This is a genomic window from Cobetia amphilecti (assembly GCF_020217465.1).
Taxonomy (GTDB): Bacteria; Pseudomonadota; Gammaproteobacteria; order Pseudomonadales; family Halomonadaceae; genus Cobetia; species Cobetia amphilecti.
In genome coordinates this window covers 1037450-1054365 of sequence record NZ_CP084115.1, presented here as the reverse complement: position 1 = coordinate 1054365, position 16916 = coordinate 1037450, and the positions used below count along the sequence as shown (strand labels likewise).

Below are 16916 nucleotides of genomic sequence, written 5' to 3'. Positions count from 1 at the left end.
CTCAGAGCGCTTCAAGGCGTTTGGCGAGCCAATCCACCAGCGCCTGATCCGGACGCGCCTCGACATCCAGCGCCCAGCAGCGCTCATTGGCGAAGCTGCGACACTTGACGGCGTCCTTGGCGGTCATCACCACGGGCAGATTGTCGGAAAAGCGCAGATCCGTCGGCGTGAAGCGATGGTGGTCCGCCAGCGGACGCGGCAGATGCTCGACCCCGAGGTTGGTCAGGGTGCGGAAGAAGCGCTGCGGATTGCCGATACCGGCCAACGCATGCACCTGACCGCTGAACGGCAGCTGATGGGCAGGATAGCGCACGTCGTCGATCAGGTGGCGCCAGTGGACCGGCGTCAGCTTCATGCAATGCGATTCCACCGGCAGGCGCGAGCAGTCGATGACACCGTTGGAGATCACCGCATCGACACTGGCGAGGCGCGACAACGGCTCGCGCAGCGGCCCGGCGGGCAGGCAACGCTGATTGCCGAAGGCACGCTCACCGTCCACGACCACCAGCTCGATATCGCGCCCCAGCGCATGATGCTGCAGACCGTCATCGGAGAGCAGAATGTCGCAGCCCGCGGCAATCAGGCGCCGCGCCGCGCTCGGGCGATCCGGGTCGACCGCCACCGGCAGGCCGGTCTGCTGGGCCAGCATCACCGGCTCATCGCCGGCATGCTGAGGATCGGTATCGGCCTGCACGTAGAGGGGATAGCGCGGCGAATGCCCGCCGTAGCCGCGCGAGATGATGCCCGGGCGCCAGCCCTGCTCGCTCAACCAGCGCCCCAGCCAGGCGACCAGTGGTGACTTGCCGGTGCCACCGACGGTGATGTTGCCGATCACGATCACCGGCACCGGCGCCTTCCAGACCTCACGCTTGCCGGTGAGATAGGCATTGCGCTTGCGCGCCACCACATTCTTGTAGACATGTTCCAGCGGGCGCAGCAGATGAAGCCAGCCAGCGCCGCGATACCAGGCGTCTACCAGTCGTTCACTCATGCGTCTGCCGTCTCCCGGAACTGGATGCGATGCAGCGCGGCATAAGCACCTTCCTGAGCAATCAATGATTCGTGGGTGCCGTCTTCGATGATCTCGCCATCATCCATCACCAGGATGCGGTCCGCCTTCTCGATGGTGGACAGACGGTGGGCGATCACGAAGGTCGTCCGGCCCTGACACACTTCTTCCAGCGCGCGCTGGATATAGCGTTCGGATTCGGTATCCAGCGCCGAGGTGGCCTCGTCCAGCACCAGGATCGGCGAGTCCTTGTAGATGGCACGCGCGATGGCGATACGCTGGCGCTGACCACCGGAGAGCATCACGCCATTGTCGCCGACGATGGTGTCGTAGCCTTCGCTCATCCGCTCGATGAATTCGTGGGCATAGGCTGCACGCGCCGCCTCTTCCACCCGCGCCTTGTCGACCTCGCCGGTGCCGTAGGCGATGTTGGCGGTCAGGTCGGCATTGAACAGGGTGACATTCTGCGAGACCAGCGCGATCTGCTGACGCATCGGGCGCAGCTTGTAGTCCTCGATGGCGACATCATCGATCAGGATGCGGCCGGTGGTCGGTGCATAGAAGCGCGGCAACAGGCTCATCAGTGTCGACTTGCCCGACCCCGAACGCCCGACGATGGCCACCATCTGCCCCGGTTTCACCTCCAGATCGATGCCCTTGAGCACCTCCGGCTGATGGTCTGCATAACGGAAGTGGACATTGTCGAAGCGTACACGCCCCTCGAGACGCCCCTCGGGCACCAGGGTGCCGTTGTCCGGCTCTGCCGGCGTATCCAGCAGACCGAACAGTTCTTCCGAGGCCGCCATGCCCTTCTGGATCTCGCCGTTGACTTCGGTCAACTGACGCACCGGCTTGGCCATCATCGAAGCCGCGGTGATGAAGCCGACGAACTCACCGGCGCTCATGCCGGCCATCAGTTCCGGCGCCATCGCCAGCCACACCAGCGTGGCCAGCGCCACGGCGATCAACAGCTGGATGACCGGCGTGGCGGTGGCCTTGGTCAGCGCCTCCTTCATCTTCTGCTCGCGGTTGTACTCACTGACCGCCGCGAAGCGTGCCTTCTCGTAATCCTCGGCACCGTGGGTACGCACGACACGATGGCCGGACAGCGCCTCGGAGGCGACATGGGTTACCTCGCCCATCGAGCCCTGGATACGCTTGGAGAGCTTGCGGAAGCGCTTGCTGGCATAGCTGACCACCCAGCCGATCAGCGGCGTGACCGCGATGAACACCAGCGTCAGCTTCCAGTTGGTCCAGAACAGATAGCCCAGCAGGCCGAGCACGAAGAAGCCTTCGCGCAGGATGATGGTCAGCGCCTTGGTGGCCGCGCCGGTGATCTGCTCGACATGGTAGGTGACGCGGGTGATGAGATGGCCGGTGGAGTTCTCGTCGAAATAGCGCCCCGGCAAGTGCAGCATGTGGTTGAACACCGTGGTACGCAGGGTGTGCACCACGTTGCGCGCCACATCACTCATGCAGTAGGTGCCCAGGAAGGTGCCGACGCCGCGCACGGCGAACATGCCGATCACGAACAGCGGCAGGAACAGTCTGAACTGGGCGTCAGGATTCTGAATGCCGTCGATCAGGCGCTTCATCATCTCGGCCAGCGCCGTACTCGAGGCACCGTAGATGATGTAGCCGACGACGGCGGCCAGAAACATCTTCCAGTACGGGCGAACATAGCCGAGCAAGCGGCGGTAATGAATCCAGGTGGAGTCGCGACTCACGGGGTCTCCATAGACTTGGGCGGCGCCCTCATGGGGCATCCGGTGATGATGATTCCGTCCCGATACGCGTACTGATGCGCACACGGGTGATACCCACTTCAGCGGCGGCGTCCAGCGCCGTGACCACCTTGGCGTGGGGCGTGCGGCCATCGGCTTCGAGGATCAACCCGAAGCGATCTGCCTGGTCCTTGTACTGCGCAAGTTGCGCTCCCAGTTCATTCTCGCCGAGGCTTGCCTCGCCGAGCGTAAAATCACCTGCCGCCCCGATGCTCAGGATCAAGGGCGCCTGCTCTACCGCGCTGGCCTGACTGGACTGCGGCAGGATGAGGTCCAGCGCTCGACGGCTATCGAAGGTGGTCGAGACCATGAAGAAGATCAGCAGCAGAAACACCACGTCGATCAGCGGGGTGAGATTGACCTCCACCGACTCACGCTGGCGACGCGGAAACCTCATGACGGCCTCCCGGCACCTGCCCCCTTGCCATCATCGCCACCATAGGGGTCATCGGCGTCACGACGCATGTAGGCCGGCAGGTCTTCCGGCAGGCGCTCATGGGGCTCCGGCACCTGGCCGGGGCGCTGGCCCGGGCGACGGTCGATGCCGTCATGGCTCTCGGCCAGCCCGAGCTCGCCCTGATGGTGCGAGATATACTCCACCACCTGCCCTGCCTGCTCCTCCATGTTGACGGTGATGTCCTCGACACAGCGCTGGAAATAGCGATGGAACATCAGTGCCGGAATCGCCACCGTCAAGCCGGACGCCGTCGTCACCAGTGCCTGGGAAATCCCGCCGGCCAGCTCCTGGGCGCGCTCGGCGCTGCCCGCATCGACGATCACGGCGAAGACGTCGATCATGCCGACCACCGTGCCCAGCAGCCCCAAAAGCGGCGTGATGGCGGCGATGGTACCCAGCGGACTCAGGAAGCGTTCCATGTCATGGATGACGGCCACGGCCGACTCCTGCATGCGCGCGCGTACCTGCTCATTGCCCAGGCGCGCATTGCGCAGCCCCGCCGCCAGCACGTTGCCCAGCGGCGAATGACTCTCCAGCCAGTAGACATTGACCTGTCCCTGGCTGATCAGTTCACACACCTGCTGTCCCAGGCCCTTCGGCGCGATGCGTCGACGACGCAGCGTCCACAGGCGCTCGAGGATGATGGCCAGTGCCACGACGGAACATCCGAGAATGGGGAGCATCAAGACTCCCCCTGCGTACAAGGCTTCCAGCATGTGACCTCTCCCTTGGTCTCGATGCCTCTGCGGGCACCATTGTTGTCGTGTCAGATGTCACGCGCCATCCCTGTCGCGCAGGCCGTATGAATCCGCCATGCATCTGATCATTCAGCGGATTTTACCCCAAGGCACCTCACTCCGATACCGCCAGCCCTGCGCGCTGGTTGCAGCCGCTCCCCCTGCGGCGACCACTCCCAGTGCAAGGCACCATCCAGCCCGACATGCCAGAGACACTCGACATGACGCGCCAGACGCTCCACCACGTCCGGATGCGGATGACCATGCGGATTGTAGCGACCGGCGCTGACAATCGCGTGACGCGCCGCCAGACTCTCAAGCCAAGCATCACCACTGCTGGAGCGGCTGCCGTGATGCGCGACCACCAGCAACGGCAAGCCGCGCCCGGCAAACCGCTGGCGCAGCGTCGCCTGCAACTCGCGCTCCTGCTGCTGGCCGATATCGCCGGTCAGCAACGCCAGCGGGCGCGCGCCATGTGCTATCAAGACCACACAGGAGTGCGCGTTGTCACGTCGGGTCTTCAACCCTGCTGGCGGCCACAGCATCTCAATACGCACGGGCTGGCCCTGCAGCTCACCGAGGGTGATGCTGCGCCCGGCGACACACTCCCGCATTGCCACCTCATCGAGCCAGCTTACCTGATGCTCCAGTCGCGCCCGCTGCCCGGCCGGCACCCACAAGGCGGTGATCTCCTCGGCAGACAGCGCCTGCAGTCCACCGGCGTGATCGCCATCCCCGTGACTCATGATCACGCCGATAGGCTCTCCCGCCACGGGCATTGCCCCCGGCAAACGGGCGCTGGCATTGCGCGACGCCGCCCCCAGGTCGTAACGCCAGTGCCTCGGCACCTGCCGTGACGCGTCAGTCGAGTCACTCGCGCTCGGCGCCAGATGACTGTGCAGCGACAGCGCCAGCCCCTGCCCGACATCGTGCACCGTCAGACTGAGCGCGGGCGCCCGGGGCGAGAACGAGGCGGTTTCTGTCGCGCGCGCGCCGGCGTCCCGCCCGACGGTGGCCAGCGCCGCCGGTGACCACGGCAAGGCCAGCGCCGCCAGCGACAGCCCCCAGCAGAGTGCCACGCTGCCAAACAGGCGCTTCAGACGGCCATCGAGGCCCGGCACCCCCTCCGCCAGCCAGGCACCCAGCAGAGCCATCAGCGCGAGCGTCAGGATCAAGGCCGAGGGAGTGGCGTCCGACAGCCCCGCCGCCATTGGCGTCTGCGGCCAGCGCCCCTGCGTCGACGCAAGCGAAGACAATATCTCCATCGTCTGCGCCATACCCTGTGCCAGCAGCTGCCATAGACCGCCGCTGAACACACCGTCGGCGAGCATCGCCGCGGGCCGTGACGGGACGAGTCCCGTGAACAGCAACAGCTGCTCGAGTCCCGCAAGCCCCCAGCCCAGCATGCCAAGCGGCACGATCAATAGCGTCACCAAGGGCGCCATCAGCAGATTCATCGGCAGCGACAACCAGGACAGCTGGCCGCGCGAAAGCAGCAGGGCCGCACCCATGACCAGCGTCAGCAACCACTGGCTGCGCAACGTGGCCAGACACCAGCCGCGCATTCCTCGCGGTCGCGAGCGGCCCTGCCAGGCCAGCAACAACACCGCCACGGCGATGAATGATAGCCAGGTACCCGAGCGCCACAGCGCCAGCGGGTCCAGCCCCAGCACCAGAATCAGCGCCAGCATCCAGACCTGCCAGACACCCAGGCCGCTGCGGCCACTCGCCATCCAAAGCCCGACCGTCACCATCAAGGCGGCGCGCAATGCCGGCGGCGCCAGGCCTGCCAGCAAGGCGAAACTCCAGGCCGCCAGACAGGCAAGCCACCAGGGCGCGACGCTGAATCGCCATCCGCCCGGTCGCCAGAGACGCAGCACGCCGAAACTCAGCCCCACCACCAGGCTTGCCATCAATCCGACATGCAGCCCCGACACCACCGCCAGATGCGTCAGCCCGGTGGCGTTCAGCGTGTCCCAGTCGTCATGGGTCAGTGCCGAGACCTTGCCCAGCGTCAATGCCGCCAGCCAGCGACAGGGCGAACCCGGCCAGTCGACCAGTGCCTCGCCTCCACCTTTATCCTCGCCCTCGCCCTCGCCACAGCGCTGCCACAGAGCCTGCTCGGCATGAAGACGCAGTGCTGCCAGCCCGCCGGGTGGCGCCAAGCGCTGCGCAAGGGACAGTTGGCGCACGTAACCCGTGGCGACGATACCTTCACGCCATAGCCAGGCGACACGGTCAAACTCCGCAGGGCTCGCTGAGCGCCCGAAGGCAGGGTTGCTGACACCATGAGGCGGTACCAGACGCACGACCATGCGCCAACGCTCACCGGCCTGCCAGGGAGTCGCCAGCGCCTCGCGTGTCGCAACATCGCGGGGCAGCTTGCGCGGCCAGTAACGCCGAAGCTGGACCCGCTGATCCAGCAGCCGCTGACAGGCGGCCTGACGCCCGGCATCCGCGCCGGGGACCTCCGTCGGCTGGAAGAGATCACAGCGCGAGACACGCAGCACCAGGCGCACCGAGTCATCAGGCGTCGGCAGTGCGCGGTTGACCTGCTCGACCCGGCCTTCCAGCCACAGCTCCTGGCGCGTCAACGCCTCCGCCATCACGAGCGGCTGCTGATGAAGGCCGATCACCAGCCCGACCCCCAGCGCTGTCGAGAGCCGCAGACTCAAGGCCCCGAGCCGAAAGCGGCGTGACCCAGCGTCGGGAGCAGGGTGCGCGAAAGCACGGGCGGGAATGGCGGCCAAGGCCCCCGCCACCATCAGCCAGCAGAGCAGCAAGGCGGCCAACATCAGGTTGTCGCTCAGCGTCATGAAGGCGGCCCAGCCATGCGCCCCACTCTCTTGCGCACCGAGCCCTGCCGATGAGCGTGACTGCCAATCCGCGCCCCACTCGCCCTGGCGTGACAGCCAGATGCCCGCCACCAGTCCCGCCAGCAGCTGGGCCAGCGAGGCCGGTGACAGCCGGAATCGAGCGGGATGGGACGATTTATTCACGGTGGCGCCTGACATGTTGCTGGCCTCTTGCAAGGTCACCCATGGCGCAGCCCGTCAGGCATGGCGCGGGCTTTGCTGTACTCAGTGCCGAATCGAGACACGCGGGTTGCAGATCACGAACCGGATAACTGCGCAGTCAGCATGGCAGTCCTGTAGCCATGTATGGATAATGGCCGGCGTTGAATGCCAAATGGCCAAGTCATGCCTCGTCGTCTACTCAAGCGGCTCATGCCGGAACCGGATGCCCTCAAGCGCAAGAAGTCGCTGCGCTTCATGCATCACCTGATCGCCGATCCCGCACTGTGGGCGTTGTCGCGACGCACTGTGGCCAATGCCTGCATGGTGGGGCTGTTCTGTGCGCTGCTGCCGATTCCCTTCCAGATGGTGGTGGCCGCCTTCGGTGCCTGGGCACTGCGCTGCAACCTCGCGCTGTCGGTGGGTCTGGTGTGGGTGACCAACCCGCTGACCATGCCGGTGGTCTACTACGCCACTTACCGCGTAGGTGCCTGGATGCTGGACACGCCCGCACGCGTGATGCCGGACCAGGTCTCCGCGGCCTGGTTCGCCAACCAGCTGGAAGACATCCTGCCCGCCCTGGCGCTGGGTTCGCTGGTCAGCGCCGTCGTCCTCGCGCTGCTGGCCAACATGCTGGTCCGCCTCTTGTGGCGCTATCAGGTGGTGCGCAACTGGCGCAGCCGCCGCAAGGCGCGCCTGGCCGCCAGACGTTGCAGCAAGGAGCAATCGTCACGCCAGAACGCTGAGCAGGACACCGACAAGCTCTGAACGCTGCCGACAGACACGCATGAAAAACGCCCCGCCATCGAGAGATGGCGGGGCGTTTGGCTTTCTGGCTAGCGTGAATCAGGCAGCGGCTCGATTCAGTCCTCGTGCAGCTTGCCGCCGTCCAGGCGCAGCACACGGTGCTGGTGCGCGGCCAGACCGTTGTCGTGGGTCACGATGATGAAGGCCGCCTGCGCTTCACGCGCGATGTCATCCATCAGCTCGAGAATGCGCGCCGCCGTGGTCTGATCCAGGTTGCCGGTCGGCTCGTCCATCAGCACCAGGCTCGGGTCGGTCACCAGCGCACGCGCGATGGCGACGCGCTGGCGCTCGCCCCCGGACAGCTCGCCCGGCTTGTGATCGGCGCGCGGCGCCATGCCGACCCGCTCCAGCAGCTTGCGCGCCTTGACGGCGGCCTCGGCGCGCTTGTGGCCACGGATGATCAGCGGCATCGCCACGTTCTCTTCGGCACTGAATTCCGCCAGCAGATGGTGGAACTGATACACGAAGCCGATGTGCTGATTACGGAAGCTGCCCAGTGCCGACTCGCTGAGTTCGGACAGGCGCTGGCCGGCCACCTTCACGATGCCCTGGCTGGGATGGTCCAGCCCGCCAAGCAGGTTGAGCAGCGTGGTCTTGCCGGAGCCGGAGCTGCCGACGACGGCGACTCGCTCACCGGCATGCACGCGCAGCTCCAGCTCGTCGAGCACCTGCACCTCTTGCGGGCCCTCATCATAACTGCGACTCAGGCGCTCACAGATCAGCATCGGCTTGCCGTGGGGCTGACCCGGCGCGTGAGTGTCAGAAGCCGGCGTCGGCATGGCGGTGTCTCCAGCAGCGGAACGGATGGATGCATCAGACGGTGTCGACGGATTACTCATAGCGCAGCACCTCCGCCGGCTGGATGCGCGAGGCGCGCCAGGCCGGATACAGCGTCGACAGGAAGCTCAGCACCAGCGCGGAGCCGATGATGATGCCCATGTCGCTCATCTCGAGGCGCGATGGCAGATAGCTGATGAAGTAGACGTTGGGGTCCAGGAACTGGATACCGAAGGTCGACTGCACCCAGGCGATGATGTCGGAGACGCTCAGCGCCAGCGCCACACCGGCGATGGCGCCGATGATGATGCCCATCACGCCGATGGTCAGCCCCTGCACGATGAAGATGCCCATGATGGAACCGGGCCTGGCCCCGAGGGTGCGCAGGATGGCGATGTCAGCGTGCTTGTCCGTCACCATCATCACCAGCGTCGAGACGATGTTGAAGGCCGCGACGGCGACGATCACCATCAGCAGCAGGCCGATCATGTTCTTCTCCATCTGGATGGCGGCGAACAGGTTGCCGTGGGTGCGCTTCCAGTCCATGCCGCGATACTGCGGCCCCAGCTGGCTGACGATGTCGCGGGTGACCTGATCGGCGCTGAACAGGTCATCGAGCTTCAGGCGCACCCCCTGGACGTCGCCTTCCTTGAAGCGCGCCAGCTTGGCCATGTCCGAGATATCGGTGTAGGCAAGGCTGGCATCGACGTCCGCGCCGACCTTGAAGATACCGGTCACCGTGAAGCGCTTGAGACGCGGGAAGATGCCCCCGGGCGTGATGGAGGCCTCGGGCACCAATAGCGTGACGCGATCCCCCACGCCGACGCCCAGGTTGCGCGCCAGCAGCTCGCCCATCACGATGCCCCAGCTGCCGGGCGTGAGATCCGCCAGGCTGCCCTGCACCATGTGCTCGCTGATGATCGAGACCTGATCCTCCGCGGACGGATCGATACCGGTGACCAACGCGCCCTTGTTGCGGCCGTTGGTGGTGAACATGCCCTGCTGCTCGATATAGGGCGCCGCACCGACGACATGCGGCTTCTCGCGCAGCTTGCCGGCCAGCGTCTCCCAGTCGGTGACGCTGTCACGCGCCTCGACGCGCACATGCGGCACCATGCCCAGCACGCGGGTGCGCAGCTCGTGGTCGAAGCCGTTCATCACCGACAGCACCAGAATCAGCACGGCGACGCCCAGCGACAGCCCCAGCATCGAGGTCAAGGAAATGAAGGAAATGAAATGGTTACGGCGCTTGGCGCGGGTATAGCGCAGGCCGATCAGAAAGGGTAGGCGATCCAGCAGCATCGAAGTCGATTCCTTGGGTCAGGGTCGCGGGCCATGATACGCATTCCGCAGGCTCGGCGCATGGAGCCATATTCGAACGCAGTTTGCCAGCCTTCGTCTGTGGCCAACATGAACCGCCAGCATGGCGAGACATGTGCACGTCAGACGCCACAGGGCTAGCGTCGGCGCATGGCTCTGCTATCATCGCGCGCCGAGTCCGCGGCATTGCGGCTTGCGCCTTTATCGTTACCTCTTCATCAGGGAGATGCCCATGGCCACCCGTCTGCTCGCCGAATGGCACCCGCAGGACGCCATCCAGCTCAGCTGGCCCAGCCCGCACAGTGACTGGAGCGAGATGCTCGAGAGCATCGAAGCCACCTGCGAGGCCATGGTGATCGCCATCAGCCGCTATCAGCACGTGCTGATCAGCGTCAGCGATGACGCCACCCGCGAGCGCCTTGCCGCGCGCTTCGCCGGTTTCGGCGTGCCCGCCGAGCGCCTGCATCTTTTCGTGGCGCCGCTGGATGACACCTGGACGCGCGACCATGGCCCCATCACCATCGAACGTGATGGCCAGCCGGTGCTGCTCGACTACACCTTCACCGGCTGGGGCGGCAAGTTCGAGGCCGCCCGCGACAACGCCCTGACCCGCGCCCTCGCCGCGCAGGGGGCTTACGCAAGCCCGGTGGAAAGCCGCGACTTCATTCTGGAAGGCGGCGGCATCGAGAGCGACGGCCAGGGCACCCTGCTGACCACCGAGGCCTGCCTGCTCAACGACAACCGCAATGCCGGCCTGAGCCGCGCCCAGGTCGAGGCGCAACTCAAGGCCGATTTCGGGGTCAAACGCGTGCTGTGGCTCGCCAATGGTCATCTGGAAGGCGATGACACCGACAGCCATGTCGACACCCTGGCGCGCTTCTGCGACCCGCGCACCATCGCCTATGTTCGCTGCGATGATCGCGACGACCCGCATTACCCGGCGCTCAAGGCGATGGAAGCCGAGCTTGAAGCCCTGCGCGACGCCAATGGCGACCCGTACTTCCTGGTGCCGCTGCCGTGGCCGGATGCCTGCTTCGATCCGGACGACAGCCATCGCCTGCCGGCGACCTACGCCAACTTCCTGATCATCAACGGGGCCGTGCTGGTGCCGACCTACGCCGATCGTCACGACATGATCGCCCTCAAGGCCCTCGCCAGCGCCTTCCCCAAGCGTGACATCATTCCGGTCGATTGCCGCGCCGTGATTCGCCAGCATGGCAGCCTGCACTGCATGACCATGCAACTGCCCAAAGGCACGCTGGCCACCTCGAACACCTCTCAAGGAGCACTGTGATGACTGCTTCCCGCCGTACACTCAAGGTCGGTGTCGTCCAGCAACAGGGCTGGCCCGACAAGGACACAAGCCTGGCGGCCAGCGAAGCCGCCATTCGTCGCCTTGCCGCCGATGGCGCTGAGCTGGTGATGCTGCAGGAGCTGCATGCCAGCCACTACTTCTGCCAGACCGAAGACACCGAGATCTTCGATCTCGCCGAACCCCTCGAAGGCCCGACCACCCAGCGTCTGACCGGCCTGGCCGCCGAACTCGGCCTGGTGATCGTCGGCTCCATCTTCGAGCGCCGCGCGGCGGGCGTGTATCACAATACCGCCGTGGTGCTCGACAAGGCCGCTGGCCTGGTCGGCACCTTCCGCAAGATGCACATTCCGGATGATCCCGGCTTCTACGAGAAGTTCTACTTCACGCCGGGCGATGCACCCAGCGCACAGTCCCCGCGCCGCGGCTTCGAGCCCATCGACACCTCGGTCGGCCGTCTGGGCGTGCAGGTCTGCTGGGACCAGTGGTACCCCGAAGGCGCACGCCTGATGGCGCTGGCCGGTGCCGAGATGCTGCTCTACCCCACCGCCATCGGCTGGGACCCGCGCGACGATGAAGCCGAGCAGAAACGCCAGAAGGATGCCTGGACCCTGATCCAGCGCAGCCACGGCGTCGCCAATGGCGTGCCGGTGATCGTCGCCAACCGGGTCGGCCATGAAGCGGACCCGACGCCTGCCAGCGAAGGCATCCAGTTCTGGGGCGGCAGCTTCATCTGCGGCCCCCAGGGCGAGCTGCTGGCGCATGGCGGCACCGAGCCCGAGGAACTGCTGGTCGATGTGGACCTGGCGCGCGGCGAAGATGTGCGCCGCATCTGGCCTTACCTGCGCGATCGTCGCATCGATGCCTATGGTGATCTCACCGAGCGCTATCGCGACCGCTGAGCCCAGCGGGCTTTTGCAGGTGCCGGCCTGACAACAGCACCCTGTCGAGATCACACAGCCCCCCGCAGAAACAGAAGAGGGCGCCCAGCGTGGCGCCCTCTTCTGTTTCGGTCTGTCGGCGCCGGCGCAGCCGACCTATCCCGTCACTCCATTCCGGGTGATTCAGTCTCTCGGAGCCCCTCTTCTGTCCGCGCATGCCGCCATGGTCTGACTTGCCATCCTGGTCACGCTAGGCTAAACAAGATAACGCGATAAAAAATCACGTCTCCCTTGCTGCAATCAGGACGCAGAGCATGCCCGAATACCAGTTGATGGCCAGAATAGAAGCGGCCTTCGATACGCAGATCGATGCCGCCGATCAGGTCATCACCGCGGTCAGAGAAGAGAATTCGCCACTCTGGCGGCTGGATGGCGTCAGTGCCGATAGCGAATGGCTCAGCCAGGCGTTGCAGGACGTGTGGTATCAGGATGGCCAGGACGGCCGAGTCACCCGCCCCTATCTGGGCGTCGTCGCCGCAGGCCCGACAGTGATCGAGCGCGTCGCGGCGCTCAACGCGGCCAAGGAGCAGCTGGCGGAGCTCTTCGCCGAGCTGCGCGAGAAGTATCCCGACCAGCTGGCTGAACTGAAGGCGATTCTGCCCTTCCGCCATCCGGGGCTGAATCAGCACCTGAGGGGCGATGGCCTTGCCCGTTTGCACTTGAAACAATGCTGGCGCCGAGTTCCGGTGGCCGAAGCGCCGGTGGCGCGGGTGCGCTTCGCCTGGTACAGCTCCGGGCGTTCGATCCAGCGCGTCAGCGTGGCGGAGTGTGAAGCCTTGCTGATGAAGCTGGATACCGAGGCCGAGCACGTCCGCCTGCAGCTCAAGCTGCTCGCTGGCTTGCCATCGGATGAGATTCTGGCCCGCATCCAGCCCCAGGCGCCGCTGATGCGCGCCAACCTGTTCTACCGTGAGCCGATGATGCGCGAAGACGGTGAGCTACGCACGCGCCGCGCGCTGAATGTCTCTCTGCCGCTGTTCCTGCCGCATGATGACCTGCGCCTGCCTGCACTCAACCAGCCAAGCCCGACGCCGCCCACCGAGCGCACCCGCGCCCGCCGCGGCGACGTGCGCATCGAGGACACGCCCTTCCTCAAGAGTCTGCGCGTGCATCGCTATCGCTGAGCCAGAGAGCCAGAGAGCCAGAGAGCCAGAGAGCCAGAGAGCCGGTGAGACAGCCAGGCCGTGAAGCCGCCCGCTAGAGGTCCAGCGCCGATTCCGGCATCCGCTTGAGGTGCATGCGGCGCGCCAGGCGAATCACCGGCTTGAGCGTCAGCTGCAGCGAGCCGATCACGAACAGCCAGATTCCCAGCGTCATCCACTCTTCCCAGAAGAAGCACACGCTGCCGATCGTGAACAGCAGGCCCAGCACCAGCTCATTGATGATGCTGGCCAGCTCATAACGGCGATGGATGATCAGCTCTTCATGGCCAAGCCGCAGCGTGAGGTCCGAGGTCGGATCATCCTGCAGTGTCTCGCGTGACTGGGCACCCGACTGCCGAGTGTCGTGTTGCTGCGAATCATCCTGCATGCGTCATTTCCTCAAGGCTCATCAACAAGGTTTCCCAGCTGGGAGCCCGAAAACCACAAGGCCCCGACATCAATGATGTCGGGGCCTTGTGGTGTGCCTTCAAGTCAGCGGGCGCGAGGCCCACGCCGCTCAGAACAGACGGTTGAGTCCATTCATGGCCGCAACCCGATAGGCTTCCGCCATGGTCGGGTAGTTGAAGGTGGTGTTGACGAAGTACTTGAGCGTATTCGCCTCACCCTTCTGTTGCATGATGGCCTGACCGATGTGCACGATCTCGGACGCCTGGTCACCGAAGCAGTGGATGCCGAGAATTTCCAGCGTATCGCGATGGAACAGGATCTTGAGCATGCCGACGGTATCGCCGGTGATCTGGGCGCGGGCGGTGTCCTTGAAGAACGCCTGCCCCACTTCGTAGGGGATGCGCGCCTCGGTCAGTTCGGACTCGCCGCGCCCCACCGAGCTGATCTCGGGGATGGTGTAAATACCGGTCGGCACCTCATTGACGAACTTGAACTCTTCACCGAGCAGGTTGGCTGAGGCGAAGCGGCCCTGATCGTAAGCCGCGGATGCCAGGCTCGGCCAGCCGATCACATCGCCCACCGCATACACGTGGTCCAGCTCGGTGCGGTACTGATCATCGACGGTCAGCTGACCGCGGCCGTTGGCCTGCAGGCCGACATTCTCGAGACCAAGGCTGTCGGTGTTGCCGGTACGACCGTTGGCCCACAGGAAGGCGTCAGCACGCAGCTTCTTGCCGGACTTGAGGTGCACGACCACGCCGGACTCGTCGCCCTCGATGCGATCGTATTCCTCGTTGTGACGCACCAGCACGCCGTTGTTGCGCAGGTGATAGGACAGCGCGTCGGAAATCTCGTTATCCAGGAAGGACAGCAGACGATCACGCGTATCGATCAGGTCGACCTTGACGCCAAGACCGGAGAAGATCGAGGCGTACTCGGAGCCGATGACACCGGCGCCGTAGATGATCAGCGTGCGCGGCGTGTGTGACAGCCCCAGGATGGTATCGGAGCAATAGATGCGCGGGTGGCGGAAGTTGACGTCCGCCGGGCGGTAGGGACGCGAGCCGGTGGCGATCACGACCTTCTCCGCGTGCAGCTCCTCGACCCCTTCATGGGCATCGCGCACCACGACGGTGTGCTCGTCCTTGAAGCGCGCGGTACCGAAGAACACATCGATGCGATTGCGGGCGTAGAAGCGCGTACGCATCTCGACCTGCTGCTCGATGGTGCGGCGTGAACGCTCCAGCACCTTGGGGAAGGAGAACCAGCGCGGCTCGCCGATATCGCGGAACATGCGATTGGTGTTGAACTCGATGATCTGCTTGACCGCGTGGCGCAGCGCCTTGGAAGGGATGGTGCCCTTGTGGGTGCAGTTGCCGCCCACGGAAGACTGAGCCTCGATCACGGCGACACGCTTGCCATGCTTGGCCGCGTTGACTGCCGCGCTTTCCCCTGCCGGACCGGTACCGATCACGACGACATCGTAGTTATAGACTGCCATGAGACTCGCTTTGCTCCTTGATTGTTCGTAGACCGGCCCTGACACGTACGGTCTCACCTCGCGGTGACACTGCCATGTCAGGGCCGGTAGCAGGCCTTGCGGCCGGCGGGCTCTGAGCCATCAGAGCAGAAATCAGCGACGTGCGGCGTCGTAGGCCAGATCGCTGGCCGGCTTGCCGCCACTCTCTGCCATCAGACGCTGGCGATCCTGCTCCTTCTCGCACTCCTCGTCCTTGCCGCCACAGATGTCGCAGCCATCCTTGAGCCCGAGGTTGTTGAGACCACCGCAGGAGCCGGCGATCGGCTTGCGGCCCATCAGGACACCGACGGCCATCACGCCAATCAGCAGCAACATCGCGGCGAACACCAGTAACCAGATCGTCATGTCATTCCTCCCGGGGCTTGGCCCCCATTGTGAACCTCTCGCACGGGTCGGCTCCAGCGCAGCTTGCCCCCTGTCGATCCTGTGGATCATTCAGGACAGCATCCAGAAGATGCCATGCAATCTAAGCACCCGACCCTGTGGGAGGCGTGTCTCGACAGATGGCAGATGAGAAAGCCCGGCCGGCTACCTCTCGGCAGACCGGCTCTTGGCAGACCGGCTCTCGATAGACCGGCTCTCGATAGACCGGGCTCAGGCGCCGGCTTCATCTGCGGGCTTCGTGTCGCCTGTCGCCGGCGCGTCCTTCAGGTAGGGCGCGAATGCCGGACTCCAGGACTGTTTGAAGCCATCATCCGTTTTGACAATGAAATAGGCGGCAATGTTCTCGCGATTTGCGATCGTCATTGCCTTCTCGGCGCCCAGCACGTTGAGTGCCGTGGCCCAGGCGTCCGCACTCGCGCAATCCGGCGTGATCACGGTGACCGAGGCCAGGCTGTGCTGGATCGGTCGACCGGTACGTGGATCGATCGTGTGCGAGTAACGTACGCCGTCCTGCTCGAAATAGTTGCGGTAATCACCGGAGGTGGCAACCGCGGCATTGCCGGGATCGATGATCCGCTGCACCGAGCGCTCGAAGGACTTCGGCGCTTCGATGGCGATCCGCCACGGCTTGTGGCCGGGCTTCTCACCCTTGACGCGGATCTCGCCACCGACTTCGACCAGATAGTTCTCGATGCCATTGGCCTCGAGCACATCGGCGACTCTGTCCACCCCATAGCCCTTGGCGATCCCCGACAGATCGGCATACACCGGCTTGCGCTTGATCACCGTATTGCCATCGAGCTCCAGCGCCAGATGATCGACCTTCTCGAGCGCCTGCGCGATCTGTTCATCGCTCGGCGCCTTGTCGAGACGCTCATCCGGGCCGAAGCCCCACAGATTGACGGCCGGGCCGACGGTGATATCGAAGGCCCCGTCGGAGCGCTTGCCGATGTCCTGCGACTCGGCCAGCACCTGCGCCAGGCCATCCGACAGCGTGATCGGCGTATCCAGCGGCGCCTGATTGAGCTTCGAGAGCTCCGAGGCGTCCTTGTAGGTCGACATCTGCCAGTCGACCTTGTCGAGCGCCTCGAGGCTCGCCTGCTTGAGCGACGCCACCTCATCGGCGTCCAGGTCCGCAGCTACCGTGACATGGAACCCGGTGCCGAAGATGGGGCCGGCGAAGCGATGCAACTCAGGGTTGCTGGAATTTTCACAGCCTGCAACCAGCAGGGCCAGCCCCATGAGGGCCGGCCCTGCCAGTCGTCTTGCGACGCGTGACATCAT

General features: G+C 65.0%; 15 protein-coding genes. 4 read left to right on the top strand and 11 right to left on the bottom strand.

The window, feature by feature from the left end:
- Position 1: 1 nt before the first annotated feature.
- The 5 genes from lpxK to LCW13_RS04485 all read right to left on the bottom strand — a co-directional run bounded on the left by lpxK (position 2) and on the right by LCW13_RS04485 (position 6986).
- On the bottom strand, positions 2-991 hold the full coding sequence (gene lpxK, locus LCW13_RS04505) for a tetraacyldisaccharide 4'-kinase (RefSeq protein ID WP_054555010.1): 990 nt from the start codon (positions 989-991) through the stop codon (positions 2-4).
- Positions 988-2736 carry a lipid A export permease/ATP-binding protein MsbA gene (gene msbA / locus LCW13_RS04500; protein WP_225347686.1) on the bottom strand — a complete coding sequence of 583 codons (1749 nt, stop codon included), beginning with the start codon at positions 2734-2736 and terminating at the stop codon, positions 988-990. The genes lpxK and msbA overlap by 4 nt, the downstream gene beginning before the upstream one ends.
- Before the next feature lie 28 nt (positions 2737-2764).
- On the bottom strand, positions 2765-3190 hold the full coding sequence (locus LCW13_RS04495; RefSeq protein WP_225347685.1) for an ExbD/TolR family protein: 426 nt from the start codon (positions 3188-3190) through the stop codon (positions 2765-2767).
- Entirely contained in the window at positions 3187-3966 is a 780-nt protein-coding gene (locus LCW13_RS04490; RefSeq protein WP_082388116.1) for a MotA/TolQ/ExbB proton channel family protein, read from the bottom strand. The genes LCW13_RS04495 and LCW13_RS04490 overlap by 4 nt, the downstream gene beginning before the upstream one ends.
- A 107-nt stretch (positions 3967-4073) precedes the next feature.
- Positions 4074-6986, bottom strand: a complete 2913-nt coding sequence (locus LCW13_RS04485) for a ComEC/Rec2 family competence protein (protein WP_225347684.1) — start codon at positions 6984-6986, stop codon at positions 4074-4076.
- Between the two features lie 201 nt (positions 6987-7187).
- Here LCW13_RS04485 and LCW13_RS04480 point away from each other — a divergent pair, with 201 nt between their 5' ends.
- A complete protein-coding gene (locus LCW13_RS04480) occupies positions 7188-7769 on the top strand; it encodes a DUF2062 domain-containing protein (protein WP_043331907.1) in 582 nt (193 codons plus the stop codon).
- Positions 7770-7864: 95 nt separating this feature from the next.
- Here the strand turns inward: LCW13_RS04480 and LCW13_RS04475 are convergent, their stop codons facing one another.
- Both LCW13_RS04475 and LCW13_RS04470 read right to left on the bottom strand, forming a co-directional pair.
- Complete coding sequence (locus LCW13_RS04475) at positions 7865-8587, bottom strand: ABC transporter ATP-binding protein (protein ID WP_153635250.1); 723 nt, start codon at positions 8585-8587, stop codon at positions 7865-7867.
- A 52-nt stretch (positions 8588-8639) separates the two neighbouring features.
- Positions 8640-9884: a lipoprotein-releasing ABC transporter permease subunit gene (locus LCW13_RS04470; RefSeq protein WP_043332064.1), complete on the bottom strand. Its 1245-nt coding sequence runs from the start codon at positions 9882-9884 to the stop codon at positions 8640-8642.
- 253 nt (positions 9885-10137) lie between these two features.
- On the opposite strand from LCW13_RS04470, the gene LCW13_RS04465 reads away from it, so the two are divergent.
- From LCW13_RS04465 to LCW13_RS04455, 3 genes are all read left to right on the top strand, one after another.
- On the top strand, positions 10138-11199 hold the full coding sequence (locus LCW13_RS04465; RefSeq protein WP_107335343.1) for an agmatine deiminase family protein: 1062 nt from the start codon (positions 10138-10140) through the stop codon (positions 11197-11199).
- The gene (locus tag LCW13_RS04460) at positions 11199-12119 is read left to right on the top strand and encodes a carbon-nitrogen hydrolase (protein WP_225347683.1); all 921 of its coding nucleotides are present in this window, start codon (positions 11199-11201) and stop codon (positions 12117-12119) included. The genes LCW13_RS04465 and LCW13_RS04460 overlap by 1 nt, the downstream gene beginning before the upstream one ends.
- 293 nt (positions 12120-12412) lie before the next feature.
- Positions 12413-13282: a DNA replication terminus site-binding protein gene (locus LCW13_RS04455; protein WP_225347682.1), complete on the top strand. Its 870-nt coding sequence runs from the start codon at positions 12413-12415 to the stop codon at positions 13280-13282.
- Positions 13283-13355: 73 nt separating this feature from the next.
- On the opposite strand, the gene LCW13_RS04450 is transcribed toward LCW13_RS04455, so the two are convergent.
- From LCW13_RS04450 to LCW13_RS04435, 4 genes are all read right to left on the bottom strand, one after another.
- On the bottom strand, positions 13356-13688 hold the full coding sequence (locus tag LCW13_RS04450) for a YrhK family protein (RefSeq protein ID WP_225347681.1): 333 nt from the start codon (positions 13686-13688) through the stop codon (positions 13356-13358).
- Between the two features lie 129 nt (positions 13689-13817).
- The gene (gene sthA / locus LCW13_RS04445; protein ID WP_043331912.1) at positions 13818-15209 is read right to left on the bottom strand and encodes a Si-specific NAD(P)(+) transhydrogenase; all 1392 of its coding nucleotides are present in this window, start codon (positions 15207-15209) and stop codon (positions 13818-13820) included.
- Positions 15210-15341: 132 nt separating this feature from the next.
- On the bottom strand, positions 15342-15593 hold the full coding sequence (nqrM, locus tag LCW13_RS04440; RefSeq protein ID WP_043331913.1) for a (Na+)-NQR maturation NqrM: 252 nt from the start codon (positions 15591-15593) through the stop codon (positions 15342-15344).
- Positions 15594-15842: 249 nt separating this feature from the next.
- Positions 15843-16916, bottom strand: a complete 1074-nt coding sequence (locus tag LCW13_RS04435; RefSeq protein ID WP_225347680.1) for an FAD:protein FMN transferase — start codon at positions 16914-16916, stop codon at positions 15843-15845.